The organism is Streptomyces sp. NPDC086989 (assembly GCF_044745505.1).
Lineage (GTDB): Bacteria > Actinomycetota > Actinomycetes > Streptomycetales > Streptomycetaceae > Streptomyces.
In genome coordinates this window covers 249764-271106 of the sequence record NZ_JBIVAL010000002.1, presented here as the reverse complement: position 1 = coordinate 271106, position 21343 = coordinate 249764, and the positions used below count along the sequence as shown (strand labels likewise).

General features: G+C 73.0%; 22 protein-coding genes. 15 read left to right on the top strand and 7 right to left on the bottom strand.

The window, feature by feature from the left end:
• Positions 1 to 141 precede the first annotated feature (141 nt).
• Positions 142 to 951 carry a BTAD domain-containing putative transcriptional regulator gene (locus ACIPK4_RS04985; protein ID WP_402309351.1) on the top strand — a complete coding sequence of 270 codons (810 nt, stop codon included), beginning with the start codon at positions 142 to 144 and terminating at the stop codon, positions 949 to 951.
• Between the two features lie 286 nt (positions 952 to 1237).
• On the opposite strand, the gene ACIPK4_RS04980 is transcribed toward ACIPK4_RS04985, so the two are convergent.
• From ACIPK4_RS04980 to ACIPK4_RS04970, 3 genes are all read right to left on the bottom strand, one after another.
• A complete protein-coding gene (locus ACIPK4_RS04980) occupies positions 1238 to 1738 on the bottom strand; it encodes a flavin reductase family protein (RefSeq protein WP_402309349.1) in 501 nt (166 codons plus the stop codon).
• Positions 1739 to 2063: 325 nt separating this feature from the next.
• The gene (locus ACIPK4_RS04975; RefSeq protein ID WP_402309347.1) at positions 2064 to 2684 is read right to left on the bottom strand and encodes an NADH oxidase; all 621 of its coding nucleotides are present in this window, start codon (positions 2682 to 2684) and stop codon (positions 2064 to 2066) included.
• Between the two features lie 132 nt (positions 2685 to 2816).
• A complete protein-coding gene (locus tag ACIPK4_RS04970) occupies positions 2817 to 4175 on the bottom strand; it encodes an MFS transporter (RefSeq protein ID WP_402309346.1) in 1359 nt (452 codons plus the stop codon).
• A 383-nt stretch (positions 4176 to 4558) separates the two neighbouring features.
• Here ACIPK4_RS04970 and ACIPK4_RS04965 point away from each other — a divergent pair, with 383 nt between their 5' ends.
• Positions 4559 to 5782, top strand: coding sequence for an acyltransferase family protein (locus ACIPK4_RS04965; RefSeq protein WP_402309344.1), 1224 nt, complete (start codon positions 4559 to 4561; stop codon positions 5780 to 5782).
• 109 nt (positions 5783 to 5891) lie between these two features.
• On the opposite strand, the gene ACIPK4_RS04960 is transcribed toward ACIPK4_RS04965, so the two are convergent.
• From ACIPK4_RS04960 to ACIPK4_RS04945, 4 genes are all read right to left on the bottom strand, one after another.
• Complete coding sequence (locus ACIPK4_RS04960) at positions 5892 to 6554, bottom strand: NADPH-dependent F420 reductase (protein ID WP_402309342.1); 663 nt, start codon at positions 6552 to 6554, stop codon at positions 5892 to 5894.
• A gap of 81 nt (positions 6555 to 6635) precedes the next feature.
• Complete coding sequence (locus tag ACIPK4_RS04955; protein ID WP_402309340.1) at positions 6636 to 7658, bottom strand: beta-ketoacyl-ACP synthase III; 1023 nt, start codon at positions 7656 to 7658, stop codon at positions 6636 to 6638.
• Positions 7659 to 7860: 202 nt separating this feature from the next.
• The gene (locus ACIPK4_RS04950) at positions 7861 to 8697 is read right to left on the bottom strand and encodes a helix-turn-helix transcriptional regulator (RefSeq protein WP_402309338.1); all 837 of its coding nucleotides are present in this window, start codon (positions 8695 to 8697) and stop codon (positions 7861 to 7863) included.
• 110 nt (positions 8698 to 8807) lie between these two features.
• Complete coding sequence (locus tag ACIPK4_RS04945; RefSeq protein WP_402309337.1) at positions 8808 to 9602, bottom strand: thioesterase II family protein; 795 nt, start codon at positions 9600 to 9602, stop codon at positions 8808 to 8810.
• Positions 9603 to 9731: 129 nt separating this feature from the next.
• Between ACIPK4_RS04945 and ACIPK4_RS04940 the strand changes: the two genes are divergently transcribed.
• The 13 genes from ACIPK4_RS04940 (at position 9732) to ACIPK4_RS04880 (ending at position 21343) form a co-directional block, all read left to right on the top strand.
• Positions 9732 to 10592 carry a helix-turn-helix transcriptional regulator gene (locus tag ACIPK4_RS04940; protein ID WP_054222254.1) on the top strand — a complete coding sequence of 287 codons (861 nt, stop codon included), beginning with the start codon at positions 9732 to 9734 and terminating at the stop codon, positions 10590 to 10592.
• A gap of 204 nt (positions 10593 to 10796) precedes the next feature.
• Entirely contained in the window at positions 10797 to 11039 is a 243-nt protein-coding gene (locus tag ACIPK4_RS04935; RefSeq protein WP_385188109.1) for an acyl carrier protein, read from the top strand.
• A 128-nt stretch (positions 11040 to 11167) separates the two neighbouring features.
• A complete protein-coding gene (locus tag ACIPK4_RS04930; protein WP_054222252.1) occupies positions 11168 to 11788 on the top strand; it encodes a hypothetical protein in 621 nt (206 codons plus the stop codon).
• Positions 11781 to 12689 (top strand): hypothetical protein, encoded by a 909-nt coding sequence (locus tag ACIPK4_RS04925; RefSeq protein ID WP_402309334.1) that lies wholly within the window; start codon positions 11781 to 11783, stop codon positions 12687 to 12689. The genes ACIPK4_RS04930 and ACIPK4_RS04925 overlap by 8 nt, the downstream gene beginning before the upstream one ends.
• A 111-nt stretch (positions 12690 to 12800) precedes the next feature.
• Positions 12801 to 13019: a 4-oxalocrotonate tautomerase family protein gene (locus ACIPK4_RS04920; RefSeq protein ID WP_376194227.1), complete on the top strand. Its 219-nt coding sequence runs from the start codon at positions 12801 to 12803 to the stop codon at positions 13017 to 13019.
• Between the two features lie 41 nt (positions 13020 to 13060).
• The gene (locus ACIPK4_RS04915) at positions 13061 to 13894 is read left to right on the top strand and encodes an AfsA-related hotdog domain-containing protein (RefSeq protein WP_054222249.1); all 834 of its coding nucleotides are present in this window, start codon (positions 13061 to 13063) and stop codon (positions 13892 to 13894) included.
• Positions 13891 to 14583, top strand: a complete 693-nt coding sequence (locus ACIPK4_RS04910; protein ID WP_402309332.1) for an HAD family hydrolase — start codon at positions 13891 to 13893, stop codon at positions 14581 to 14583. The genes ACIPK4_RS04915 and ACIPK4_RS04910 overlap by 4 nt, the downstream gene beginning before the upstream one ends.
• Complete coding sequence (locus tag ACIPK4_RS04905) at positions 14580 to 15209, top strand: hypothetical protein (RefSeq protein ID WP_402309331.1); 630 nt, start codon at positions 14580 to 14582, stop codon at positions 15207 to 15209. The genes ACIPK4_RS04910 and ACIPK4_RS04905 overlap by 4 nt, the downstream gene beginning before the upstream one ends.
• Positions 15206 to 16948 (top strand): GH3 auxin-responsive promoter family protein, encoded by a 1743-nt coding sequence (locus tag ACIPK4_RS04900; protein ID WP_402309330.1) that lies wholly within the window; start codon positions 15206 to 15208, stop codon positions 16946 to 16948. Before ACIPK4_RS04905 ends, ACIPK4_RS04900 begins: the two co-directional genes overlap by 4 nt.
• 87 nt (positions 16949 to 17035) lie before the next feature.
• The gene (locus ACIPK4_RS04895; RefSeq protein WP_376194219.1) at positions 17036 to 17890 is read left to right on the top strand and encodes a class I SAM-dependent methyltransferase; all 855 of its coding nucleotides are present in this window, start codon (positions 17036 to 17038) and stop codon (positions 17888 to 17890) included.
• 2 nt (positions 17891 to 17892) lie between these two features.
• The gene (locus ACIPK4_RS04890; protein ID WP_402309329.1) at positions 17893 to 19410 is read left to right on the top strand and encodes a hypothetical protein; all 1518 of its coding nucleotides are present in this window, start codon (positions 17893 to 17895) and stop codon (positions 19408 to 19410) included.
• Positions 19407 to 20555, top strand: coding sequence for a hypothetical protein (locus ACIPK4_RS04885; RefSeq protein WP_402309328.1), 1149 nt, complete (start codon positions 19407 to 19409; stop codon positions 20553 to 20555). The genes ACIPK4_RS04890 and ACIPK4_RS04885 overlap by 4 nt, the downstream gene beginning before the upstream one ends.
• On the top strand, positions 20552 to 21343 hold the full coding sequence (locus ACIPK4_RS04880; protein WP_402309327.1) for a DUF6182 family protein: 792 nt from the start codon (positions 20552 to 20554) through the stop codon (positions 21341 to 21343). The genes ACIPK4_RS04885 and ACIPK4_RS04880 overlap by 4 nt, the downstream gene beginning before the upstream one ends.

Genomic DNA, 21343 nt, shown 5'->3' with positions numbered 1-21343 from the left:
GGCGCCCCGTCACCGGCGCTGCACCACCGGCCCGCCCGTCTGCCTCCGAGCAGGCGGGCGGGCCTGCGTGTATGAGATCTTCATGTCCGCTCGTGCCGCCGTCACTGGTGACTCGCGTGACGGTACTGCGAAGCTGGATTCATGGAATTCGGAGTTCTCGGACCACTCGATGCCCGCATGAACGGCATGTCCATCGTGCCGACCGCCGGAAAACCCCGGCAGATCCTCTCGCTGCTCGCCATTCGCGCGGGTCGCGTCGTACAAGTGGAAACGCTGATGGCCGAGTTGTGGGGCAACGCCATTCCCCGCAGCGCAGCCACGACCCTTCAGACCTACATTCTGCAACTGCGCCGGAAACTGACCCAGGCCGGAGTGCAGCAGCAAACCGGGCGGAGCGCCAAGGATGTTCTGGCGACCTGTTACGGCGGCTACCGGCTCGCCCCCGAGGAGTTCTCCCTCGACCTGCTGAAGTTCCAGCAGCTGGTGCGCGTCGGCGGCCGGACCCTGGCCGAGAACGACCCCCGGACGGCGTCCGATCAGCTCGGCCGCGCCCTGGACCTGTGGCGCGGGCCCGCCCTCACCGACGTCCCCGTCGGAGAGGTCCTCAGCACCGAGGTCATCGGCATGCAGGAGGAACGCGACTGGGCGCTCGAGATGCGTCTGGAGGCCGACCTCAGCCTCGGCCGGCACGCCGAGATCATCGGCGAGCTGCGCATGCTCGTGAGCCAACAGCCCCTGCACGAGACCCTGTCCGCGCAGCTGATGACCGCCCTGTACCGGGCCGGGCACCCCTGGCGCGCACTCGACGCCTTCCAGGCGCTGCGCCACGCGCTCATCAAGGAGCTGGGGGTCGAACCGTCGCCGCGGCTGCAGCGGCTGCACCAGGCCATCCTGGCCAACGACAGCGGACTGCAGGTCCCCTCCCCCACCCTGCATGCCCTCTCCGCCTAGCCGGCGCCCCCCACACCGGCGGGCCGCGCCGTACGGCCACCCCGGCCCTGCGGGCGGCGCGGGCCCTGCGAAACGACGAAGCTCCCGGCAGACACCGCGTCTGCCAGGAGCTTCGTCCGTTGTACGGGGCCGGCCCACAGGCCCCACCGCCCGACCCCGGCCCGCCACCGGCCCTCACCGGCCTGGCCCCGGACCCGTCGGCCCCGCCCCGCCATCGGCCCGCCATCGCCCGGCGCCCGCGTCGCAATCGGGCTCGGTACGGGCTCGGTACGGGCTCGGTGCGGGGTCAGTGCTGGACGGCCAGTCTGCGGCCCGGCTCCCAGGTACCGAACTCGCCCTTGCGGTAGAGGGCGGCCGTGCCCGGGAAGAGCTCGCTCTCCTCCACGCGCCCGATCAGCAGCAGGTGGTCGTCCGCGTCCACGGTCCGTACGAGCGTGCAGCCGGCGTAGGCCACCGCCGCCTCGGTGAGCACCGGGACGCCCGCCAGTCCGCCGCGCCAGGCCACGCCGTCGAACTTGCGCGCCGCCTTCCCGGCGAACAGCCGGGCCGTGTCCTGGCCCTGGTCGGCCACGAAGTTCATCCCGAACGCCCCGGCGGAAAGTATCGCGGGCAGGGTCCGGGACCCCTTGCCCACGCAAAGCAGGAGGTGGGGCGGCTCCGCCGATACGGCGGAGAAGGCATTGCAGGTGAATCCGGTCGGTTCGCCGTCTTCTCCGAGTACGGTGACGATCGCGACAGGGGTCGGAAACGAACCGAAAACCTTACGGAAGGTATCCGCGTCCAGCATGGTGTCCACTCCGTCGAGTCAGTTACGGGACTTTCCCGCTGCATGGGCGGCACTATCGGGGCAGTGGCTAGAAACTGCCTGGAAGGGAACTCGGCCGGTGGACCAGCCGCCCTCGAGCCGGTGCGTCCCCGACGACCGGAGCCAGGTCGTCCGCCGACCGCCCCGTGCCGGCCGCTCCGCTCGCCCGGTCGCCCGGGCGGAGGCGGAGCTGGTGCCTGCGGCCGCCGCCGGACACGTCCGCCCTGGTCAGACTGCCGCTGCCGCCGGCACCGGCTTCCGGCGCGCGGCCGTGCGAGGTCTGCGGCGGGCTTGCGGGACGGATCCGCTACGCCGGCTCGTCGGCCGGAGTGACCAGTCCGGCGGCCGCCAGATATCCGATGATGTCCTCGGTCATCTGGGGCGGCAGCGGCAATGCGGCCGAAACCGCTGTGAGCGTTGTCGGCCACGCGAGCGTCATCGCGACCCATGCCGCCTCCTGCCGGTGCAGGACGACGCGGTGGGGCGACTGGTCGGACTCCAGTACGCATCCGATGCCGGACTCCGGCACGGTGAAGGCCACGTGCCGCGGCAGGCACACCCGCCTCTCTCCGGCCGGGCGGATCAGGACGAACGACGCCGCCGACGACAGCGGAACCACGGACAGCAGCGGCCCCTTCAGGTCGTCCACGCCGAGGGTGCGCACCACGAGGTGTGACAGCTTGCTGAGCGCCGGCAGCGTGAACGGGCACTGGTCCTCGGGTCCGCTCAGGGCGTTGGCCAGCAGTACCGGCCCGAGTTCCATCCTCCGCAGCACCTCGCGCACCGCCGGGCTGGGCCGGTCGAGCCGGTCCTGGCCCCAGCGGCTGGTGAGGAGCAGGACATCCCCGCCCGGCCCCTGGTCGATCATCACGTCCTCGGACAGCGACCAGAGATGGAAGGTCTGGACACCCCCGGTCGTTTGCCGCATGTTGCACCTCTCTTGCCGGGCGGAGGGATTCGTCGAGTATGGACACGGGCCCCGGCCCGGCGACATACGGTGTGCCGGACGGTCACCTGGAATTCCTCACGCCGCCTCTGGAACGCTCCGGGTGGCTCTCGGTCAAGGACGGGCGGGCCGCTCCGCCCCTCCCCCGCTGCGGCCGAAGACCGCGGTCACCAGCATCGCGGCGAGCGCGAAGGCACCGGCCACGGCCATCGCGAGACGGGGCCCGGAGGCGTCGATGATCAGACCGCCGATGAACGAGCCGACGCCGATGGCGCCGTTGAAGGCGGCCACGTACAGCGAGGAGGCGGCCTCGCTCTCCTCGGGGACGAGCCGCATGACCCAGGTCTGCAGGGCGACGGGCAGCGCCGCGTAGAGCACGCCCCAGCACACCAGCATGGTGATGACCAGCGGGCCGCCGGTCCCGCCCGCGTACATGATCAGCATGACGACGGCCAGCAGTCCGGTGCAGCCGATGATGCTCGTCCGCAGGGCCCGGCCGACGACGGCGCCGGCCGCGAAGTTCCCCGCCAGCCCGGCCGCGCCGAAGACCAGCAGCAGCGCACCGATGAGGGACGGGCGGACGACGGTCACCTCCTGGAGGAAGGGGGCCACGTACGTGAAGGCGAGGAAGTGCCCGCTCATGATCAGTGCGGTGACGCCGACCGCGACGCGCAGCGCGCGGTGGCGCAGGACGTGCAGCAGCGCGGACAGGCTGCCGCTGCCGCGGGCGGGCAGGGCGGGCATGAACAGCAGGCTCGCGCCCAGGACGAGGAAGCCGAGGAAGCCGACGCAGACGAAGGCCGCGTGCCAGCCCGCTGACTGGCCGACGGCGGTGCCCAGCGGGGTGCCCGCCACGGAGGCGAGGGAGATGCCGCCGAGGACCACCGAGGTCGCGCGGACGGCGTGCCGCTCGGGGACGAGCCGTACGGCGATCGACACGGCGATGGACCAGAACACCCCGTGGGCCAGGGCGACGATGAGGCGCGCGACCAGCAGCAGTGCGTAGCCGTCGACGACGGCGGCCATGAGGTTGCCGGCGATGTAGAGGACCATCAGGGCGACGAGCAGCCACTTGCGGTCCACGCGCCCGGTGAGCGCGGTCAGGGGCGCGGCGGTCACCGCGGCCAGCGCCGCGAAGCCGGTGACGAGGAAGCCGGCCGTGCCCAGGGAGACCGAGGTGCCGTCCGCGATGGAGGGGAGCAGGCCGATCGGCAGGGTCTCGGTGGTGACGAAGGAGAAGACGCCGAGGGCCAGTCCAACGACGGCCAGCCAGGCGCGCAGGACCGAGCCGGGCGCGGCGGCCTCGGGTCCGCCGGCGGTGGCGGGGGTGGCCGCGGCGGAGGCGGCCGCGGGGGCAGCCGCCGGGGGGCCGGCCTCGGATGCTCCGGCCCGGGTCGGCGCGGAGGGCGGCCCGGGGGCCGGATCCGTGCCTGCGGACCGCTTGCCGCTCTGACGGGTGACACTGGGGGACATCGTTGCTCCCGGGTTGATGGTCCGGCGGGGAAAGGGACGGAAATCCTGTTCGCGGGAATCCCGACGACGCGGAGAATGCGCAGGACAACGCTTCTCGAAAAAGTCCGTCGGTGAATCATCCCGCGCCCGCCCGCGCGGAGGAAGTGCGTACGGGTCGTGGTGGTGAGACCACCAGTCACCGATCAGCCGACTCCCCTGACCTGCTGAAACCCCCGCTGAAACCCGCCTGTTGGCACCCGTGGTGGTGGCGGCACCACCCGGACCGAACAGCCCAGGCAATTCGGCCGCACGTCCGGTAGCTTTCTCGGCATCCCCCACCGCGCACCGCATGTTCGCATCGCAATTCGCTCGCGGATTCCCCCTCTTTCGAAGGAGCAGAAAACGTGTCGACGGACAGAATGCGTACCCGGGTGACCCGACTCGACACGCTGACCGGGTTACGCTTCCCCGCCGCCTTCGTGGTGTTCCTGTACCACGCGGCGCTGCTGGCCTTCCTGGGCGTGCCCTGGCTGAGCAGCAGCTCGGCCGTGACCACGTACTACGACGCGGTCGCCCACGCCGGCGCCCTCGGCGTCACGTTCTTCTTCGTGCTCAGCGGCTTCGTGCTGACCTGGTCGGCCCGGGACACCGACACGGCGCCGCGTTTCTGGCGGCGCCGCTTCCTCAAGATCGCCCCCAACTACGTGGTGGTCTGGGCGCTGGCCATGCTGGTGTTCGCCGCCCCGCTGACGGATATGACGACCGGGCTGCTCAACCTGTTCATGGTGCAGGTCTGGTACCCGGACTTCGCGATCAACTTCGGGGTCAACCCGGCGGGTTGGTCCCTGGGTGTCGAGGCGGTCTTCTACCTCCTCTTCCCGGTCCTGATCCACTGGATCAGGAAGATCCCGGCCCACCGGCTGAACCTGTGGGTCCTGGGCGTGATCGCCGGGATCGTCGCGACGCCGCTGCTCTCGACCCTGCTGGTGCCGGCCGGGGCGATGATGCCCACGGAGCCCGACACGTCGATCAACCAGTACTTCTTCTCGTACATCCTGCCGCTGCCCCGCGTGCTGGACTTCGCGCTCGGCATCCTCGTGGCCCGTTCGGTGATGGCGGGGCGCTGGCGCGACATCGGCATGGTCTGGTCGGGCGTCCTGCTCGCCGCGAGCTACGTGCTGGGCTACTTCACCCCGCCGATCTATGCGACGCGGGCGGTCTGCGTCATCCCGGCGGCCCTGCTGATCGCCGCCGGTGCCATCGCGGACGACGAGGGCCGGTTCACGCTCTTCCGCAACCGCGTCATGGTCTGGCTCGGCGACATCTCGTTCGCCTTCTACCTGGTGCACTACACCGTGATGGTCGGGGTGTGGAAGCTGCTCGGCGGCCACTCGTACTCGGTACCGGGGGCCGTCGGCCTGATGGTGCTGTGCATGGGCGTGGCGATCCTGGCGTCCTGGGCGCTGTACGCCCTGATCGAGCGGCCGATCACCCGGCGCTGGTCGAACCCGAGGAAGAGGCTGGCGGCGGCCGCGGCTCCCGTGGCCCGGCCCCGTCCGGCGACGCAGGAGCTCCCCCTCGCGGCCCGGGGCGCGGGCGAGAAGATCGGCTCCGTTCCCGCCCCGTGACCGGGGGCGCGACGAAGGGGGCCGCCTGCCCCGTCCGGCTCCGGCCGGGTGGGGCAGGCGGCCCCCTTCGTCGTACCGGCGTCCAGGCCGGCGGCCGTGGCGACTTCCGTCAGAGGGCGGCCGCGGCGCGCAGGCCCGCGGGTGTGGAGACGTACCCGAAGAGGACGCCGCCGGGATCCAGGGGGGCCGATTCCCTCAGGCCGCCGAGGTGGACCGGTACGAATCCGGCGTCGTGCACCAGCCGCTCCGTGACCTCCCGGGCGGCGGGGTCGTCGGAGGCGGTGCCCATGCCCCAGAAGTGCCGCTGCTGCGTGCCGCGCGACCACAGCAGTTCGTCGGGGAAGTGGGTGAACGCACGGGCCACGCAGGCGTCCGGCAGCCGTTCGGCGGTCCGGCTGCCCCGGGTGACGCCCGGTCCGAGGAGGGAGACGAAGAGTCCGTCCTCCGAGACGCCGATCGGGCTGGTGGCGTCGATGACGGTCTTGCCGGCCAGCGGGGCCGCGAGCCGGTCCAGCAGTTCGTCGAGGGCCGGGTGCGGTACGGACAGCAGGACGACGTCGCTCGCTCCGACGGCCTCGGCGTACGTGGCGGCCCGCGCCCGGTCGCCCAGCGGTTCGACGAAGGAGGCGAGCCGGCCCGGGTCCCGGGAGCCGAAGGTCACGCGGTGCCCGGCCGCCAGCCAGTGCCGGCCGAGCGGGCGGCCTATGTTGCCCGCGCCCAGGACGCCGATGGCCAGCGGCTCGGCAGGCCGGGGGGTGGTCGTTTCGGTCATGGGGGATCTCCTCGGGTCACACGGACGACGGCCGCCGGTCACACTGACCGGCGGCCGTCCGAAGGGGTGGATGCGGATGTGTCAGTACGCGGCGACGTCGGGCCACACCAGAGCGGTCGAACCCCAGGTCACGCCGCCGCCGAAAGCGCTCATCAGCACGCGGTCGCCCGGCGTGATCCGGCCGGCGGCCACGGCATCGGAGAGGGCCAGCGGAATGGAGGCGGCGGAGGTGTTGCCGACGCGGTCGAGGTTGACGACCGTGCGGTCCCTGGGCATGCCGAGCTGATCGGCCACGGCGTGCAGGATCCGTACGTTCGCCTGGTGGCCCACGAACCAGTCCACCGAGTCCGCCTCCCAGCCGGCCCGGTCGAGCATGGCCTGGGACGAGGCCGCCATCCGGGTCACGGCGTGCCGGAACACCGGCTTGCCCTGCATGCTGAAGTACGCGTCGGCGGGGTCCGGTTCGGGCGCGCCGGGCGCGGCCGCGGCGGAACGCTGCCGTGAGCCGCCGCCCGGGACGATGATGAGGTCCTTCAACGAGCCGTCGCTGCCCAGGTCGTGCCCCAGCAGCGCGCCGGGCTCGGTGGCGTCGCCGGCCCGCAGCACCACGGCTCCGGCGCCGTCGCCGAAGATGACCGAGGTGGTGCGGTCGTCCGGGTTGAGGATCGTGGAGTACGTCTCCGCGCCGATGACCAGTACGCGGTCGGCGATGCCGGCGGCTATGGCGCCCGCGGCGGATGCGAGCCCGTAGACGAATCCGCTGCACACGGCGGCGATGTCGTAGGCGGCCGCGTTCTGCAGGCCCAGCCGGGAGGCGACCTCGGGGGCCGTCGCCGGGCAGGGGTGGTCCGGAGTGGTCGTGGCGAGGACCACCAGGTCGACGGCTTCGGACCCGGCCGACTTCAGCGCCCGCTCGCCGGCCGCCACGGCGAGGTCGCCGGTGGCGGTCCCCGGGTCGGCCCAGTGCCGCTGGGTGATGCCCGTCCGGGTGCGGATCCACTCGTCCGAGGTGTCCATCGTCAGGGACAGGTCCTCGTTGGTGACGACGCGGGGCGGGACGAACGTCCCGAGTCCGGCGAGGACCGCAGCTCGGCCAGGGGGCAACGCATGAGTCAAGGGGGGCCTCCATAGTTGCCGGTGCGGGACGCCGCTACCGGGACACGGTGGAACGGGCCGCTCTCCGCTCGGGGGCGGGCCACCCGACGATTGTCCGGCGGCCGGCGGAGCCCTTCCAGACCGTGCCGACACCATGCGTGCCGCTGGTGGTGGTGGGACCACCACCCTCGGGGGGCGAGGGGCCCGCGGTCTACGGCCAGGCGGCCTCGGGCCCGGAGACGCCCGGCGGCAGGTACACCAGGAGCCGGGTGCGGGCGGCTTCGTCCAGGTCCATGGTGAACAGCACGAACGGGACGGGCCCCTCCTCCGGGTGGTCCAGCTCGACGGTGATCGGCCCGAACTCCTCGACCTCGTGGCGCTCCCACAGCTCGGCGAACCGGGTGTCACCGGCGGCCAGCCGGTCCGCCATCTCCTCGTACCGGGCGTCGTCGGCGCCGTACGAGGACTGGAGGCGGAACCTGGCCGTCATCCGGCGGGCCACCTCGGCCCGGTTCAGGTACCGCTCACCGTGGGAACCGGTGAACAGGCTGGTGAGGAAGTTGCCGTTGCCCTCCCGGCCCAGGCTCAGCACTTCGGCCGCCGGTTCGTTGACCGCGAGGACCTCCCAGTAGCGGTCGATGACGCAGGCGGGGCCCAGCAGCTGGGTGTCGACCATCCGCTGGAACAGGCCCGAGTCCGGCAGGTCCGGATCGGAGAGCGGCAGCGGGGGGTTGGCGTCCGCGAGCCGGTACAGGTGCACCCGTTCGGGTTCGCCGAGGCGCAGGGCGCGGCTGATCGCGTCGAGTATCCCGTCCGAGACCTTGATGGGGCGGCCCTGTTCCAGCCACGCGTACCAGGACGCGCTCACTCCGGCGAGGACCGCGACCTCCTCGCGGCGGAGCCCGACCCGGGCGCGCCGGGCGGAGGTCACCAGTCCGACGTCCTCCGGGGAGAGCGCTGCGCGGCGGCTGCGCAGGAAGTGCGCCAGCTCCGTGCGCTTCTTCTTCGTACGGTCGGTCCGGTCGGTCCCTAAGGGCATGGCGTCCATACCGCCCGAACGTAGGTCACACCGGCACCCGGTGTCAGCGGCGGGAATCACACGCCGGCCCGTTCGGAGGTCGTATACCCGGCCGCCGCGGCAGGTGCACGTACGCCCGTTCACTTCTCCACCGCCCCGAGGATGCTTCCCAACTCGGCGAAGAACAGGTCCTTGTGCTCGCGGTTGAAGAAGTGGCCGCCGGGGAGGGAGCGGAACGAGAAGTGCGCGCTCGTGTGCGAGCGCCACGCCTCGGCGTCCGCCGCGGGGACCAGCGGGTCGTGGCTGCCCAGCAGCACGTGGACCGGGCAGGGCAGGGGGAGCTGGCCCGCCTCCGGATGCCGGTAGGTGCCGCAGACCCGCAGGTCCTCGCGGAGCCGTTCGACGACGGCCTTCATGCGCGCGGGGTTCTCCCGCAGCAGGCGTCCGGCTCCACCCAGGCCCAACAACAGCTCGAGGGACGCTCTATCCGATAGCCCTACGGTCAGGTCGGGCGCAGCCTGGACATGCGGCGCGCGGTGGGCCCCGGCCACGAAACAGGCGGGCGGGCGCCGTCCCGCGGCGATGTGCCGTTGCGCCACGCCGTAGGAGACCAGCGCTCCCATGCTGTGTCCGTAGAACGCGTAGGGCTCGTCGAGGAAGGGGGTCAGCTGCCTTGTCACCTCACGCACCAGGGCGTCCATCGTGCTGACGGCACCGGGGACGCCGGCCGTGGGCACCGACCTGGGGGGCATGGACACGGGCACCACCTCCACGCCGCGGCCGAGCCACTGCCCCCAGCCCGAGAAGGACCAGGCGCTGCCGCCCGCGTGATGGAAACAGAACAGGCGCAGCCGGGCCGCCTCGTTCCTCGCCGGGCCGCTCTTCGCCGTACCCGCCGTCGTGCCTGCCGGGATGTTCGCCGCTGTGTGGAACATGCCGCCAGTGTGGCGCCGGATTCCGGCGGGAGGGAGTGTCTGTCGAACGGGGTGGTGCCACCACCACCGGTGGGCCTGCCGGTCGGGCTTGCTTCGGAAAAATTTCTTCAGTTGGAAAGAGGTCGAGGAATGCAGACGACTGCATCCCCCCCGGAGTCCGGACTTCTACGGCGGGCGCGGCTGCGGCATTTCCTGCGGGCGCGCAGGGAGCGGATCACCCCGGAGGAAGTCGGACTGGTGAACGTGGAGCGCCGGCGCACCCCGGGGCTGCGGCGCGAGGAGGTCGCGGCCCTCGCCGGGGTCGGGGTGTCCTGGTACACCTGGCTCGAACAGGGGCGGGACATCAACGTCTCCGAGGGGATCGTGAACGCGGTCAGCAACGCCCTGCGGCTCGGGGACGTGGAGCGCGACTACTTCTACCGGCTGGCCGGCCACAATCCGCCGCAGCGCATGCAGGGCCACCGCTGGGACAGCGAGTACGCGCGGATGCACGCGCTCGTCGAGGGGTGGTCGCGCAATCCGGCGTACATCACGGACCGGTACGGGCGGATCGAACTGGCCAGCCGTTCGGCCCGCTCCCTGTTCCGCATCGAGGAGCGCGGCGACAACTGCGTGCTGAAGTTCTTCACCGAGCCGTCCACGCGCGAGAAGTATCCGGAGGCGGACGAGGTGGGGCGGGGGCTGGTCGCCCAGTTCCGGGCGCAGTCGGCGCGTTTCCCGGAGGACCGCGAATTCGGCCGGATCGCCGAGCGGCTCGCCGAACGCAGCCCGCGCTTCGCCGCCCTGTGGGACTGTCACGAGGTGGTCGGCCCGAACCAGAGCAGACGCACGATCGCACTTCCGCAGGCCGGGGTGCGGGTCTTCGACCGCGTGGTGATGAGCGTGCCGGAGAGTCCCGAATCGCTGCTGACCCTTTACATTCCGCGGCCCCGGGCGGAGTCGGCCGAGCGGTCGCACGAACTGGCCGGCAGCCGCGCCGAAGCCGCCTGACCGACGGGCCGCCACCGGGTTTCCGCATCCCGTTCTCCACGCCGGTGGTGTTCGCACCACCATGATCAGGAGACACTTCCTCCGCCGGTTCCCGGGATCCATGATGAATCACGTGGGACGGCGAGGAATTCGATCCGCTGAATTCACCCGCTCCGATCCCGCACCGCGAAAGTCGGCGTTCCCAGTGATTCACGGAGGAATCTCATGGATAATTCGATCGTCAGTCGGATGGTCACGGTTCTGGGCGAACTGGACGTGCCGACAGCGGATGTCACCCCGGACACCACGTTCGAGGCGATGGAGATCGACTCGCTGCTGCTGGAGGAACTGGCCCTGCGGCTGCAGAAGACCTTCGGCGTCGAGATCGAGATGGGTGAGCTCGTTCCGGAGCAGACCGTCGCGGAGGCTGCCGCGGTGATCGCTTCCAAGGGCGTCACCGTAGCCTGACGCATTTCCCTCACAGCCGCATTTCCCCCTCTTTCCCCCGCGCTTTCCCCACACCCCCCACTTCTTTTCCGCGACCGGCATTCCGCCGCTCGCGCGGTCCGTCACGCTTTGTCCGAGAGGAAATACCCATGTCTTCCACCCTGCTCGTCCTCAACGAAGTCACCGTGGCCCCCGGCCGGGTGGACCAGGTCCTGGCCGAGTGGAGCCGGCTGAACCAGAAGGAGCCGGTGGCCGGCCGCGCCCTGTACGTCAGCGTGGACGACGGCAACGTCCTGGAGATCACGCCGGTTGAGGACGTCGCGGAGCTGAACGGCCTGAACGCGGGCTGGCACCGGCTCTGGGAGAGCGTTTCCGACGACCTCGTCACCGACTTCCGCCGCCACCTCCTGGAGTTCGTCGAGGCGCCGAAGGACACCGCCGACCCGGTGCCGCAGACGCCGTACGTGCAGCTGCGGTACATCGAGGTGAAGCCCCGCGAGTACGCCGCGTACCGCGAGTGGCGCGAGAACACCATCTTCGACGTCGTCCGCCGCGCGGACGAGGTGAAGACGTTCCTGGCGTACCACTCGCTGATCAGCTCCCAGCCGGGCGTGATGTTCGTGTCCGGTTTCGACTGCGAGCCGGCGGACTACCAGGCGGTCTTCACCTCCCCCGAGTACCAGGAGATCGTCCGGCAGGCCGGCGACCGCTACATCGTGGGCGGCGAGAGCGGCCTGTACACCCGCGTCTACAAGCGCGCCGATGTCTGAGACCGGTACGGCGACCCGCCCGGCGGCGCTCCCGACCCCGGGGCGCAGGCAGACGTACGAGCTCGCGCTCACGACCCAGGGTCCTCTGTACCCGCCGAGCGAGGTCATGGACGCGGACGGCAACTTCGTGGTGGTGGGCCTGATCAACCGGCCCACCGCCGCGGGCGGGGCCGTGCCCGAGTGGGGCGCGGCCGTGGTCTCGCCCGACTCCGAGGTCCCCGAGTTCGGGCGGCTCGCCCCGTACTCGGTGGTGCGCGAGCTGGACGCGGACCCGGACGGGGCGGACCGGGACGTGGTCCTCCACACGCTGCCGCTGCCCCTGCCGTGCAACAACTACCCCATGCTGTTCGCGCCGGAGCAGCTGCCCGACGCCGCCCTGGTCGAGCGGCCGAGCCACGCCTTCCACGAGGTCCCCATCCCGGACCTGCGGGCGCAGGACGGTCCCAAGGTCGTCACGCCGGTGACGTTCGGCCAGTGGATGCGGGCGAGCGGCACCCTGGAGGTCGCCGTCACCGAGGACGGCGGCTCCGGGACGTTCGACTTCGAGTTCTCCCGGCTCGTACCGCACAGCGTCTACACGGTGATGTCGCTGCGTGCCCGGGACCTGGATCCGGCGGGGCCCACCCGGCCGGGCCCGCTCGGGGTGCCGAACGTCTTCGTCACGGACGCGGACGGCTCCGGCCGCTACCACGCCACGATGCCCGACCCGTTCCCGGACCCGGAGCTTCCCGGGGCCAACCGGATCATCAACGTGGTCGTGCTGTGGATGAGCTACCAGCGCAGTTACGGCGGCGCCATCGGCGAGTTCGGGCTCGGCGGCGACATCCACGCCCATCTCAAGCTGCGCGGCCCCTCGTTCCAGGAGCTGCGGACCACCGGGGCCCGCCCCGCGCAGCCCTGACCGCGCCCGCGCACCCGGGCAGTTCACGCAGCGCGTGCGCCCGCACCCGGCAGTTCACGCGGCGCGCCGGCCGGCCGCCGCGGAGGATCCAGACAGACCCGGAGAGGTCCCATGCCCATCATCTCCGTCACCACCTGGGACGGCCAGGACGACACCCAGTGCCAGGAACTCATGGAGGAGCTGACCCGGACCGTCAGGAAGGTCACGGGAGCGCCCCTGGACAAGATCACGGTCTACATCCAGGAGGTGCCGCGCAACCGCTGGGCGGAGGGCGGCTCCCTGGGCAGTGACCCGATGTTCCCGGAGCTGAGCCGCCGCCTGACCGAATGACCCGCCCCCCACCCCCCTCCGAACAGGAAAGGCCGACAGCCATGTCCCATGAATCACCCCAGGTCGACGATGCCAGGCCCGGCACGCTGTTCCTCGTGGGCGATGTGTTCGCCGAGTTCGCCCACCACGAGGGCGTGTTCACCGTCTCCCAGCTGGCCCGCCAGATCAGGAACGGAGGGTTCCCGGACGGCGCCGGCGAGGTCCGCGTGAGCGTGGGGCAGGGCGTCTCCCTGTTCGACGTCCAGTTCGTACGGGACACCCTGGCCCGGCGCGGGCTCTCGGACCTGGTCGTCATCGACGACCAGGCGCTGCACACCCGCGCCGGACGGGAGATCGCGCACAAGCACCGCCCGGAGAACGTGCTGATCTCCCAGCCGCGGCCGGTCGGCGGCGACTGGTACGAGGCGGACCTGCTGGTGGACGGCGACAACGAGGTGATGACCGACCACGTCACCGGCCAGCACATGCAGGGCATGCTGGCCACGGAGGCGGGCCGGCAGATGTTCATCGCGGTGGCCGAGCAGTACTACCTGCCGCCCGAGGCGGTCGGCAGCAGCTACTTCGTCATCGACTCCTTCGCGACCCGGTACCGCAACTTCCTCTTCCCGCTGCCGGCGGTGGTGCGCTGCCACGTGCTGGCCCACCGCACCCCGCACCGCACCCGCATGACGTTCCACTGCGAACTGTCCGTGAGCCAGGGCGGGTCGGAGACGGCGGGCATGGAGGTCCGGTTCACCGCCTTCGACACCCAGGTCTCCCACGCCAAGGAGACGAAGGCCGCGCAGCGTTCGCTCCAGGACGGTGTGGCGCTGGCCGCCGCGGCCGCCGCCGCGGAGGCGGCGGCCCCGGTGCGGACGGAGGTCCGTACGTCATGACCGTCCGCCTGCCGGAGCCGGGCCGGCCCCGCATCGTCTTCAGCGACGTCGACGAGACGCTGATCACGGTCAAGAGCATGTTCGACTTCCTCCACTACCAGCTGGTGCGCCGGCACGGCGCGGCCGGCGAGGAGGAGTACGAGCGGATCATGGCGGTGATCCGCCGGCGCGCCGGTGACGGAACGCCCCGCGAGGACATCAACCGCTTCTACTACAGCCAGTACGCGGGCGAGTCCGTGGACACGGTCCGGCGGCTGGCGGACGACTGGTTCACCGAGCGGACCGCCTCCACCCGGGGTTTCTACATCGACTCCACGCGTGAGGCCCTGCGGGAGCACCGGGCGGCCGGCGCGAGCGTGGTCCTGGTCTCCGGATCGTTCCCGCCCCTGCTGGAGCCGCTGGCGCGCGAGCTGGGGGCCGACGCGGTCCTGTGCACGCGCCCGCTGTCCGCGGACGGCGTCTACACCGGCGAGGTCGCCACCCCGGTCATCGGCGAGGGCAAGCGTGCCGCGGTGCTCGCCCATCTGGCCTCGCGGCCCGATGTGGACCCGCGGGACTGCCACGCCTACGGGGACCACGTCTCCGACCTGCCGATGCTGGAGCTCGTGGGGCACCCGGTGGTCGTGGGCGACGACGCCGAGCTGCGCGAGCGCCTGACGCGGGGCTCCGTCACGGTCGCCGTCCGATGAGCGGGCGTCGGTTCCACGTCCTGCTGGGCCCCGACGGGGCCGGCAAGTCCTCGGTCATGCGACGTCTGGTGACGATGCTGCCCGAGTGGCGGATGGTGTCGACGGACAGCGCGTTCGTCGCACCCGAGCACGCCCTGATCCCGCGGCTGCGGCAGGACGTGCACGACCACCTGCTGCCGGGACTGGGCACCGCGTACTCGGTGGACTTCATGGCCAGCGTGCTGCAGACGGCGGTGGTCCACCTCCGGGACCAGGTGCGGGAGACGGACCCCCGGGTGCCGGTGCTCGTGGACTCGTACTACTACAAGATCCTGGCGAAATGCCGGATGGCCGGGGTCGAGGACAGCCGGATGTACTCCTGGTGGCGTTCGTTCCCGCAGCCGGCCGGGGTGGTCTTCCTCGACGTCTCGGCCGGGTCCGCCTGGCGCCGCAGGGGAGACGGCGCACGGCTCAACGCCCTGGAGTACGACGGGGAGGACGGCACCTGGCCCGAGTTCGAGAGCTATCAGAGGAACCTGCGGAAGATGCTGCTGGAGGAGGTGCGGGAGGTGCCGGTGACGATGCTGGACGAGCAGCCCGACGCCGCCCGCGCGGCCGAGGCCGTACGGGAGGTGCTCACCGCATGAACGTTTCCTCCGTCTGGCACACGCCCGGCCACACCGGCCGCTACCGCGAGCGCGTGTTCGCCGCCCGCGACCGGCTGGCCGCCGAGCACACCGATCTGCGGGGCGTGCAGCAGCGCGTCCTGACCGACCTGGTGGGCTTCAACGCCTCCACCGGCTTCGGCAGGCGCCACGGCCTCGGCCGCGTCCTCACGGTGGACGACTTCCGCGAGTCCGTGCCGGTGCGGACGTACGCCGACCACGCCCCGCTGATCGAGCGGACCGCCGCCGGCGAGCGGAACCTGCTGTCGGCCGACGCGCCCGCGGTCTACTTCACCAGCAGCGGCAGCACCGGGGCGCACAAGAAGGTGCCCGTCACCCCGCGCTTCATGAGCACGACCTTCATGCCGTTCTACTTCGCGGCGTGGGCGCCCCTGATCGAGCACTTCCCGGAGGTGCTGCAGCGGCCCGACGCCGTCCTCAACCTGAAGCACGATCCGCTCGCCGCCCCGCCCGTCACGGGCGACGGCCGGCCCCATGTGGGCGCCAGCCAGGTGGACTTCGGCGCCCGGTTCGGCGAACCCCTCTCCGCCGAGCCCGGCACGGGCGCACCGTGGGCGACGCTCGCGGTGCCCACCGAGCCCGGAGACCACCTGGAGCGGGCGTACCTGCGGCTGAGGCTGGCGGTGCAGAGCGATCTGCGGGCGCTGATCGGCATCAACCCGGCGATGGTCGCCGCCGTCCCGTACCAGCTGAACCTCTGGTGGTCGCGGATCGTGAAGGAGGTGCGGGACGGCACCCTCGGCGGTCTGCCGTACCGGGCGCCGGACCCCGAGCGGGCCGCCGAACTCGAACGGCTCGCGGAGTACTTCGGCACCGTACGGCCAGCGCACGTGTGGCCCCGGCTGCGCGCGCTGTTCTGCTGGACGACCGGCGTGGCCTCGCTGTACCTGCCCGCCCTGCGGGAGGAGTTCGGCCCGGGGGTCGCCGTGCTGCCGGCGCCGGTGGCCGCCTCGGAGGGTCCGGTGGGGGTGGCGCTGGACCGGCACGCGTCGGCCGGCAGCCTCGTCGCGTCGGCGTCGGTGTACGAGTTCGTGCCCGCCGATCAGGACCTCGCCCCCGACAGCGCCACCCTGCTGCCGCACGAGCTCGAAGCGGGCCATGACTACCACGTGATCTTCAGCCACGTTGGCGGGCTGTACCGGTACGCCGTCGGCGACGTGGTCCGGGTCGTGGACACCGTCGGCGGAGTCCCGCGGATGGAGTACGCGGGCCGGGGCGGCCGCTCCGACGCGGCGGGCGAGCGGCTGCGCGACGCGGAGGTGGTCAGGGCCCTGCACATGGCGCTGGACTCCGGCGGCCTCGCGCTGCGCAACGTCGCGTGCCGGGTCGAGCCGGCCGCGGCTCCTGCCGGTGCACCCGCCTCCGCCGCCGCTTCCGCCGCCGGGCGCCCCGCGGCGGCGCCCGCCGCGCCGCGCTACGTCTTCGCGATCGCCCCCCGCACCCCCTGGCACGAGCGCGAGAGCGCCCGTTTCACGGCCGCCCTGGACGGCTCCCTCGCGGCGCAGTCCCCCGGCTACGCACGGGCCCGGTCGGCCGGCCGGCTGGGCGCCCCCGCCGTGCGCCTGCTCGACGCCGAGGCGTTCGACCGCGACTGGCACGAGGCGGTCGCCACGGGCATCCGCCCGACCCAGGTCAAGGACCGCCTCTTCCGGCAGGACGACGCCCTCTGGGACCGCCTGACCACGGCGCCGCGCGGCTGAACTCCCCCACCCGCGACTCTCCCGCCCGCACCCCCCGTCGACCGCCCGGCACCCGCACCCTCCCCCCACCCCAAGGAGCAGCCTTCCATGCCCGTGCTCAACCCCGTCGAACGGACCGCCCTGCTCACCGCGGCGCTGCGGGCCGCCGAGACCCGCCGCGAGGACCGGCTCTACGAGGACCCGTACGCCGCCGGACTGGTCGGTGAGGCCGGGCCGGAGCTGCTGGCCGAGATCCGGGCGGCGACGTTCCCGCCCGACCGGCCGCGGACCCTGCCCAGCACCCCCGACTACAACGCCATCCGCACCCGGTTCTTCGACGACCTGCTCCAGGGGGCGGCCCAGGACCCGGCGACCCCGCAGATCGTGCTGGCCCCGGCGGGCATGGACTCACGGGCCTACCGGCTGACGTGGCCCGGGCACGTCCGCTACTTCGAGGTCGACCGGCCGGCCGTGCTCGACTTCAAGGCCGGGCGGCTGCAGGGCGTCCGGCCCCGCGTCGACCACCGCACGGTCGCCGTCGACCTGACCGCCGACGACTGGGAGGAGCGCCTCGTCGCGTCCGGCTACGACCCCGCCGTGCCCTCGGCCTGGCTGCTGGAAGGGCTCCTCTACTACATCCCCGAGGCCGACGCGCACCGGATGCTGGAACGGGTCGCCGCGATCTGCGCGCCGGGCAGCAGGATCGCCGCCGACATCGTCAACCGGGCCGCCCTGACCCTTCCGCACATGCGCGGTCTGCTGGACGTCTTCGCGGGCTGGGGGTGCCCCTGGGTGTTCGGCACGGACGAGCCGGAGGCCCTGTTCGACGGGTACGGGTTCGACGTGCGCGCCGTCCAGCCGGGCGAGCCCGACGCCGACTACGGGCGGTGGCCCGACCCGGTGCCGCCGCGCGAGGTGAAGGACGTACGGCGGGTGTTCTTCGTGCACGGCAGGCGTCGCTGACCATGACGAGCACCGTGATCGCGGGGGGCGGCACCGCCGGTCTCGCCCTGGCCCTGGCGCTCGGCGCGCGCGGCCACCGGGTGCGGGTCCTGGAGAGCAGCGGCCCGCCACCGCAGGGGCCGGTCGTCAAGAGCGCCGAGCTGTGGGAGCGGCCGACGGTGCCCCAGGCCGCCCACGACCACATCCTGAACGCGCTGGGCGTGCGCATGCTCCGCTCCCACGCGCCGGCCGTCCTCGACGCCGCACTGGCCGAGGGGGCGCGGCTCGCCGACCTCACCGCCGCGGCGCCCCCCGGCCCGGGGTCCGCCGGCCCGGGTCCCGCCGGCTCCGGCCGGGAGCCGGGCGACGAGGAGCTCGTCACGCTGCTCGTCCGCCGGCCCGTGCTGGACCTCGTACTGCACCGGGCCGTCGCGGCCCTGCCCGGGGTGAGCATCCGCCACCGCACCACCGTCGCCGGCCTGCTGACCGCCCCGGCCGGGCGGGCCGGGCACCGGGTGACCGGAGTCGTGACGGCGGACGGCGAGCGGATCCCCGCGCGCCTCGTGGTGGACGCGTCCGGCCGCAGGTCCGCGTCCCGGTCCTGGCTCGCCGCGGCGGGCATTCCGGTGCCGGCCGACCTGACGGGCCCCAGCCGGCTGCACGCCTTCGGCCGCTTCTACCGGCTGCGCAGCCCCTGGGGCCCGCCGCCGGGCCCGCTCAACCGGGGCAACGCGGCCGGCGGCATCTGGGACCACTACTCGGCGGTGCTGCACCCGGCGGACAACGACGTCTTCGCCATCACGTTCGGCGCGCTGCCCGGGGACCGCGCGATGGCGGCGCTGCGGGCACCCGCCGCCTTCACCGCGGCCTGCCGCCTCTCGCCGTTCCTGTCCCCCTGGGTCGAGGAGGACGCGGCGGAACCGCTCGGCCCGGTACGGGCGATCGCCATGCCGCCGAACGTCCTGCGCGGCGCCGCCGGCGGCGGGCAGCGCCCGGTGGCCGGACTCCTGCGGGCCGGGGACGCCGCCTGCGTCACCGATCCGATGTTCGGCCGCGGCATGTCCCTCGCGCTCGCGCACGCCTTCCTGCTCGCGGACCTGATCGGGGAACACCCGGCCGCGGACGACCGGCTGGCCCTGGCCGCGGCGGATCTCGCCGACCGCCTGCTGCGCCCCTGGTTCGAGCTGGGCGTGCACGATTCCCGGTCCCGCGCCGAACGGTGGCGGGCCGCGGCCGGAGCGCCGCCGGCCGGCCCGGGGGCGCCCGAGCCGGCCCTGCCGGCGCCGCCCGTTCCCGGGCCGCTGCGGGCGGCCGCACTCGCGGCGGCGGCCGGCGACCGCACCGTGTGGCGGGGCCTCACCCGGATGGGGACGAGCCTGAGCACGCCCGCGGAGGTCTTCGCCGACGAGGACTTCCTGGCCCGCGTACGGGCGTCGGCCGCCGGCGCCCCCGGGCCCGCCGGGGCGGCCGGGCCGCCCGGCCCCCGCCCGCCCGCACCCGCCGCACTCCGGCACGCCCTCGCCGCCCTGGAGAAAGGATGACGGTGCTCCCCCGCAAGAACGTCCTGCTGGCACCGGTCACGGTCACCCCCACCAAGCCGCTGACCCCCAGCCACCTCAAGGGCCTGCTGTGGACCGACGTGATGTTCCGGGCCACCGCGCCGCTCGCCGCCGTGACCTACCGCTACAGCCACACCACCTACCACGTCACCGAACAGACGGTCGGCTTCTGGGAGTACCTCGACCGCACCCACGGCGCGGCCGACTACGCCCGGCTCTCCGAGGAGGAGATCGGGGACCTCTACGTGCGCTACCGCGCCGACGGGCAGCGCCAGGGCGCCGACGTCCTGCGCCCCTACCGTGACGCCGTCGAGCACGGCGGCTGGGTCCATCCCGCGAGCGAGCGGATGCTGCGGCTGTGGGCGGGGCACTACGAGCGCCTCGGCATGCACGACCCCGGCCTGCGGGAGCACCAGCCCCCCGGCCTCGGGCTGGAGGAGATGCTGGAGCGGCTGGCCGCCGAGGGCCTGGTCCTGGACCAGCGGCACTGCGGAGGCCCCGTCTACCTGGACCTCACCCGGTACGGGATGCCGCTGCGCCGGATCGTCACGGCGGACGGCCGCCCCAACTACCTGGCCTGCGCCCTGCGTGAACTGCTGCCGCTGGTCCCCCGGTACGACGAGGTCGTCCTGCTCTACGACCGCGAACTCGACGCGGACTACCAGCTGCTGAACCGGGTGCTCACCCGGCTGGGGCCGACGGTGCGCCGCGTGCCGATCGGCCGGGTCCCCATCGACGGCAAGATCACCTCGGCCCGGCACGGCGGCTGGCACGACCACACGGCCGGCGCGCTGCTGCGGGCCTCGGCCGAGGCCTGCGGGGACGCCGGCGAGGACGCCGAGGGTGCGCTGCGGCTCGGCATGCGCCTGTACTTCATCGCGACGCTCGGCCCGGGACAGCAGCAGTCCTTCCGCCACGACCTGCTGCGGCACTGCCTGACGGTGGCCGTCCGGCTCCTCAGGCGGTCGGCGGCCGCCGCCACGTCCGGTGCGGGCGGGCTGGCCGCCGCGCTGGAGCGGCACCGGCGGGACCACACGTACGTCGACCCCTACCGGCTGGCCTGTTCGCTGCTGGGCAGGGGCCGGCCCGCTCCCGATCCCGGACTGCTCTCGGCGGTGTTCCTGTGACCGGCTCCCCGGACCTCGTGGCGGCCGCGGCCCTCGCACCGCACCCGCCCTCCTTCCCGCTGTCCTCCGCGGCCCTGCTCGCATCGGCCGCGGACCGCGTGCGCTCGGCTCGCCCGGAGCTCGCGGACCGGCTCGACCTGTCCAGCGCCCAGGCGCTGCGCGCCGTCCGGGCCGCGTTCCACGGCGGGCGTCCCGGTGAGGGCGACGAGCTGCTGGCCGTGGTCGTCGTCGGCCGGCTCGACCTGCCGCGGTGGGTCAGCGAGACGTGCGCCTTCGCCCTCGGCGTGGAACCCGGGGCGCGGGACGCGTGGCGGCGCTCGTTCACCCGTACCGTCTACCTGGCCGGCAGCCCGGCCAACCTGCGGGACCGCTTCGCCTTCGACCACGTCGCCGACGACGGCTCGGCCGCCTGGGCGGGCCCGGCGCCCGCCGCGGCGACGGCCACGCTGCGCCGGCTGCTGAAGTCCTTCGAGGCCCCGCACGAGCTGGCCGGCCGGCCGCCGGCGACGGTGACCGTGCCCGGCCGTCCGGGGCCGCGGACCCCGGTCCACCGCGAGCTGTTCATCGCCACCGCCCGGGTGACGGTCACCGACGCGCTCGTGCACCTCAACCACCTGCTGGCCGAGGCCGTCCTGGACGGTCTGATCGGTCCCGGGGACCGGCTGACGCTGCGGTTCGTGCCGCGCCTGACCGGCCCGGGCGCCCGGCTCGCGCTGCTCCGCGTCGACACCGACGTCCACCGCCCGGACGAACTCCAGGCCTATGCCGCCCTGACCACGGAGGTCTGA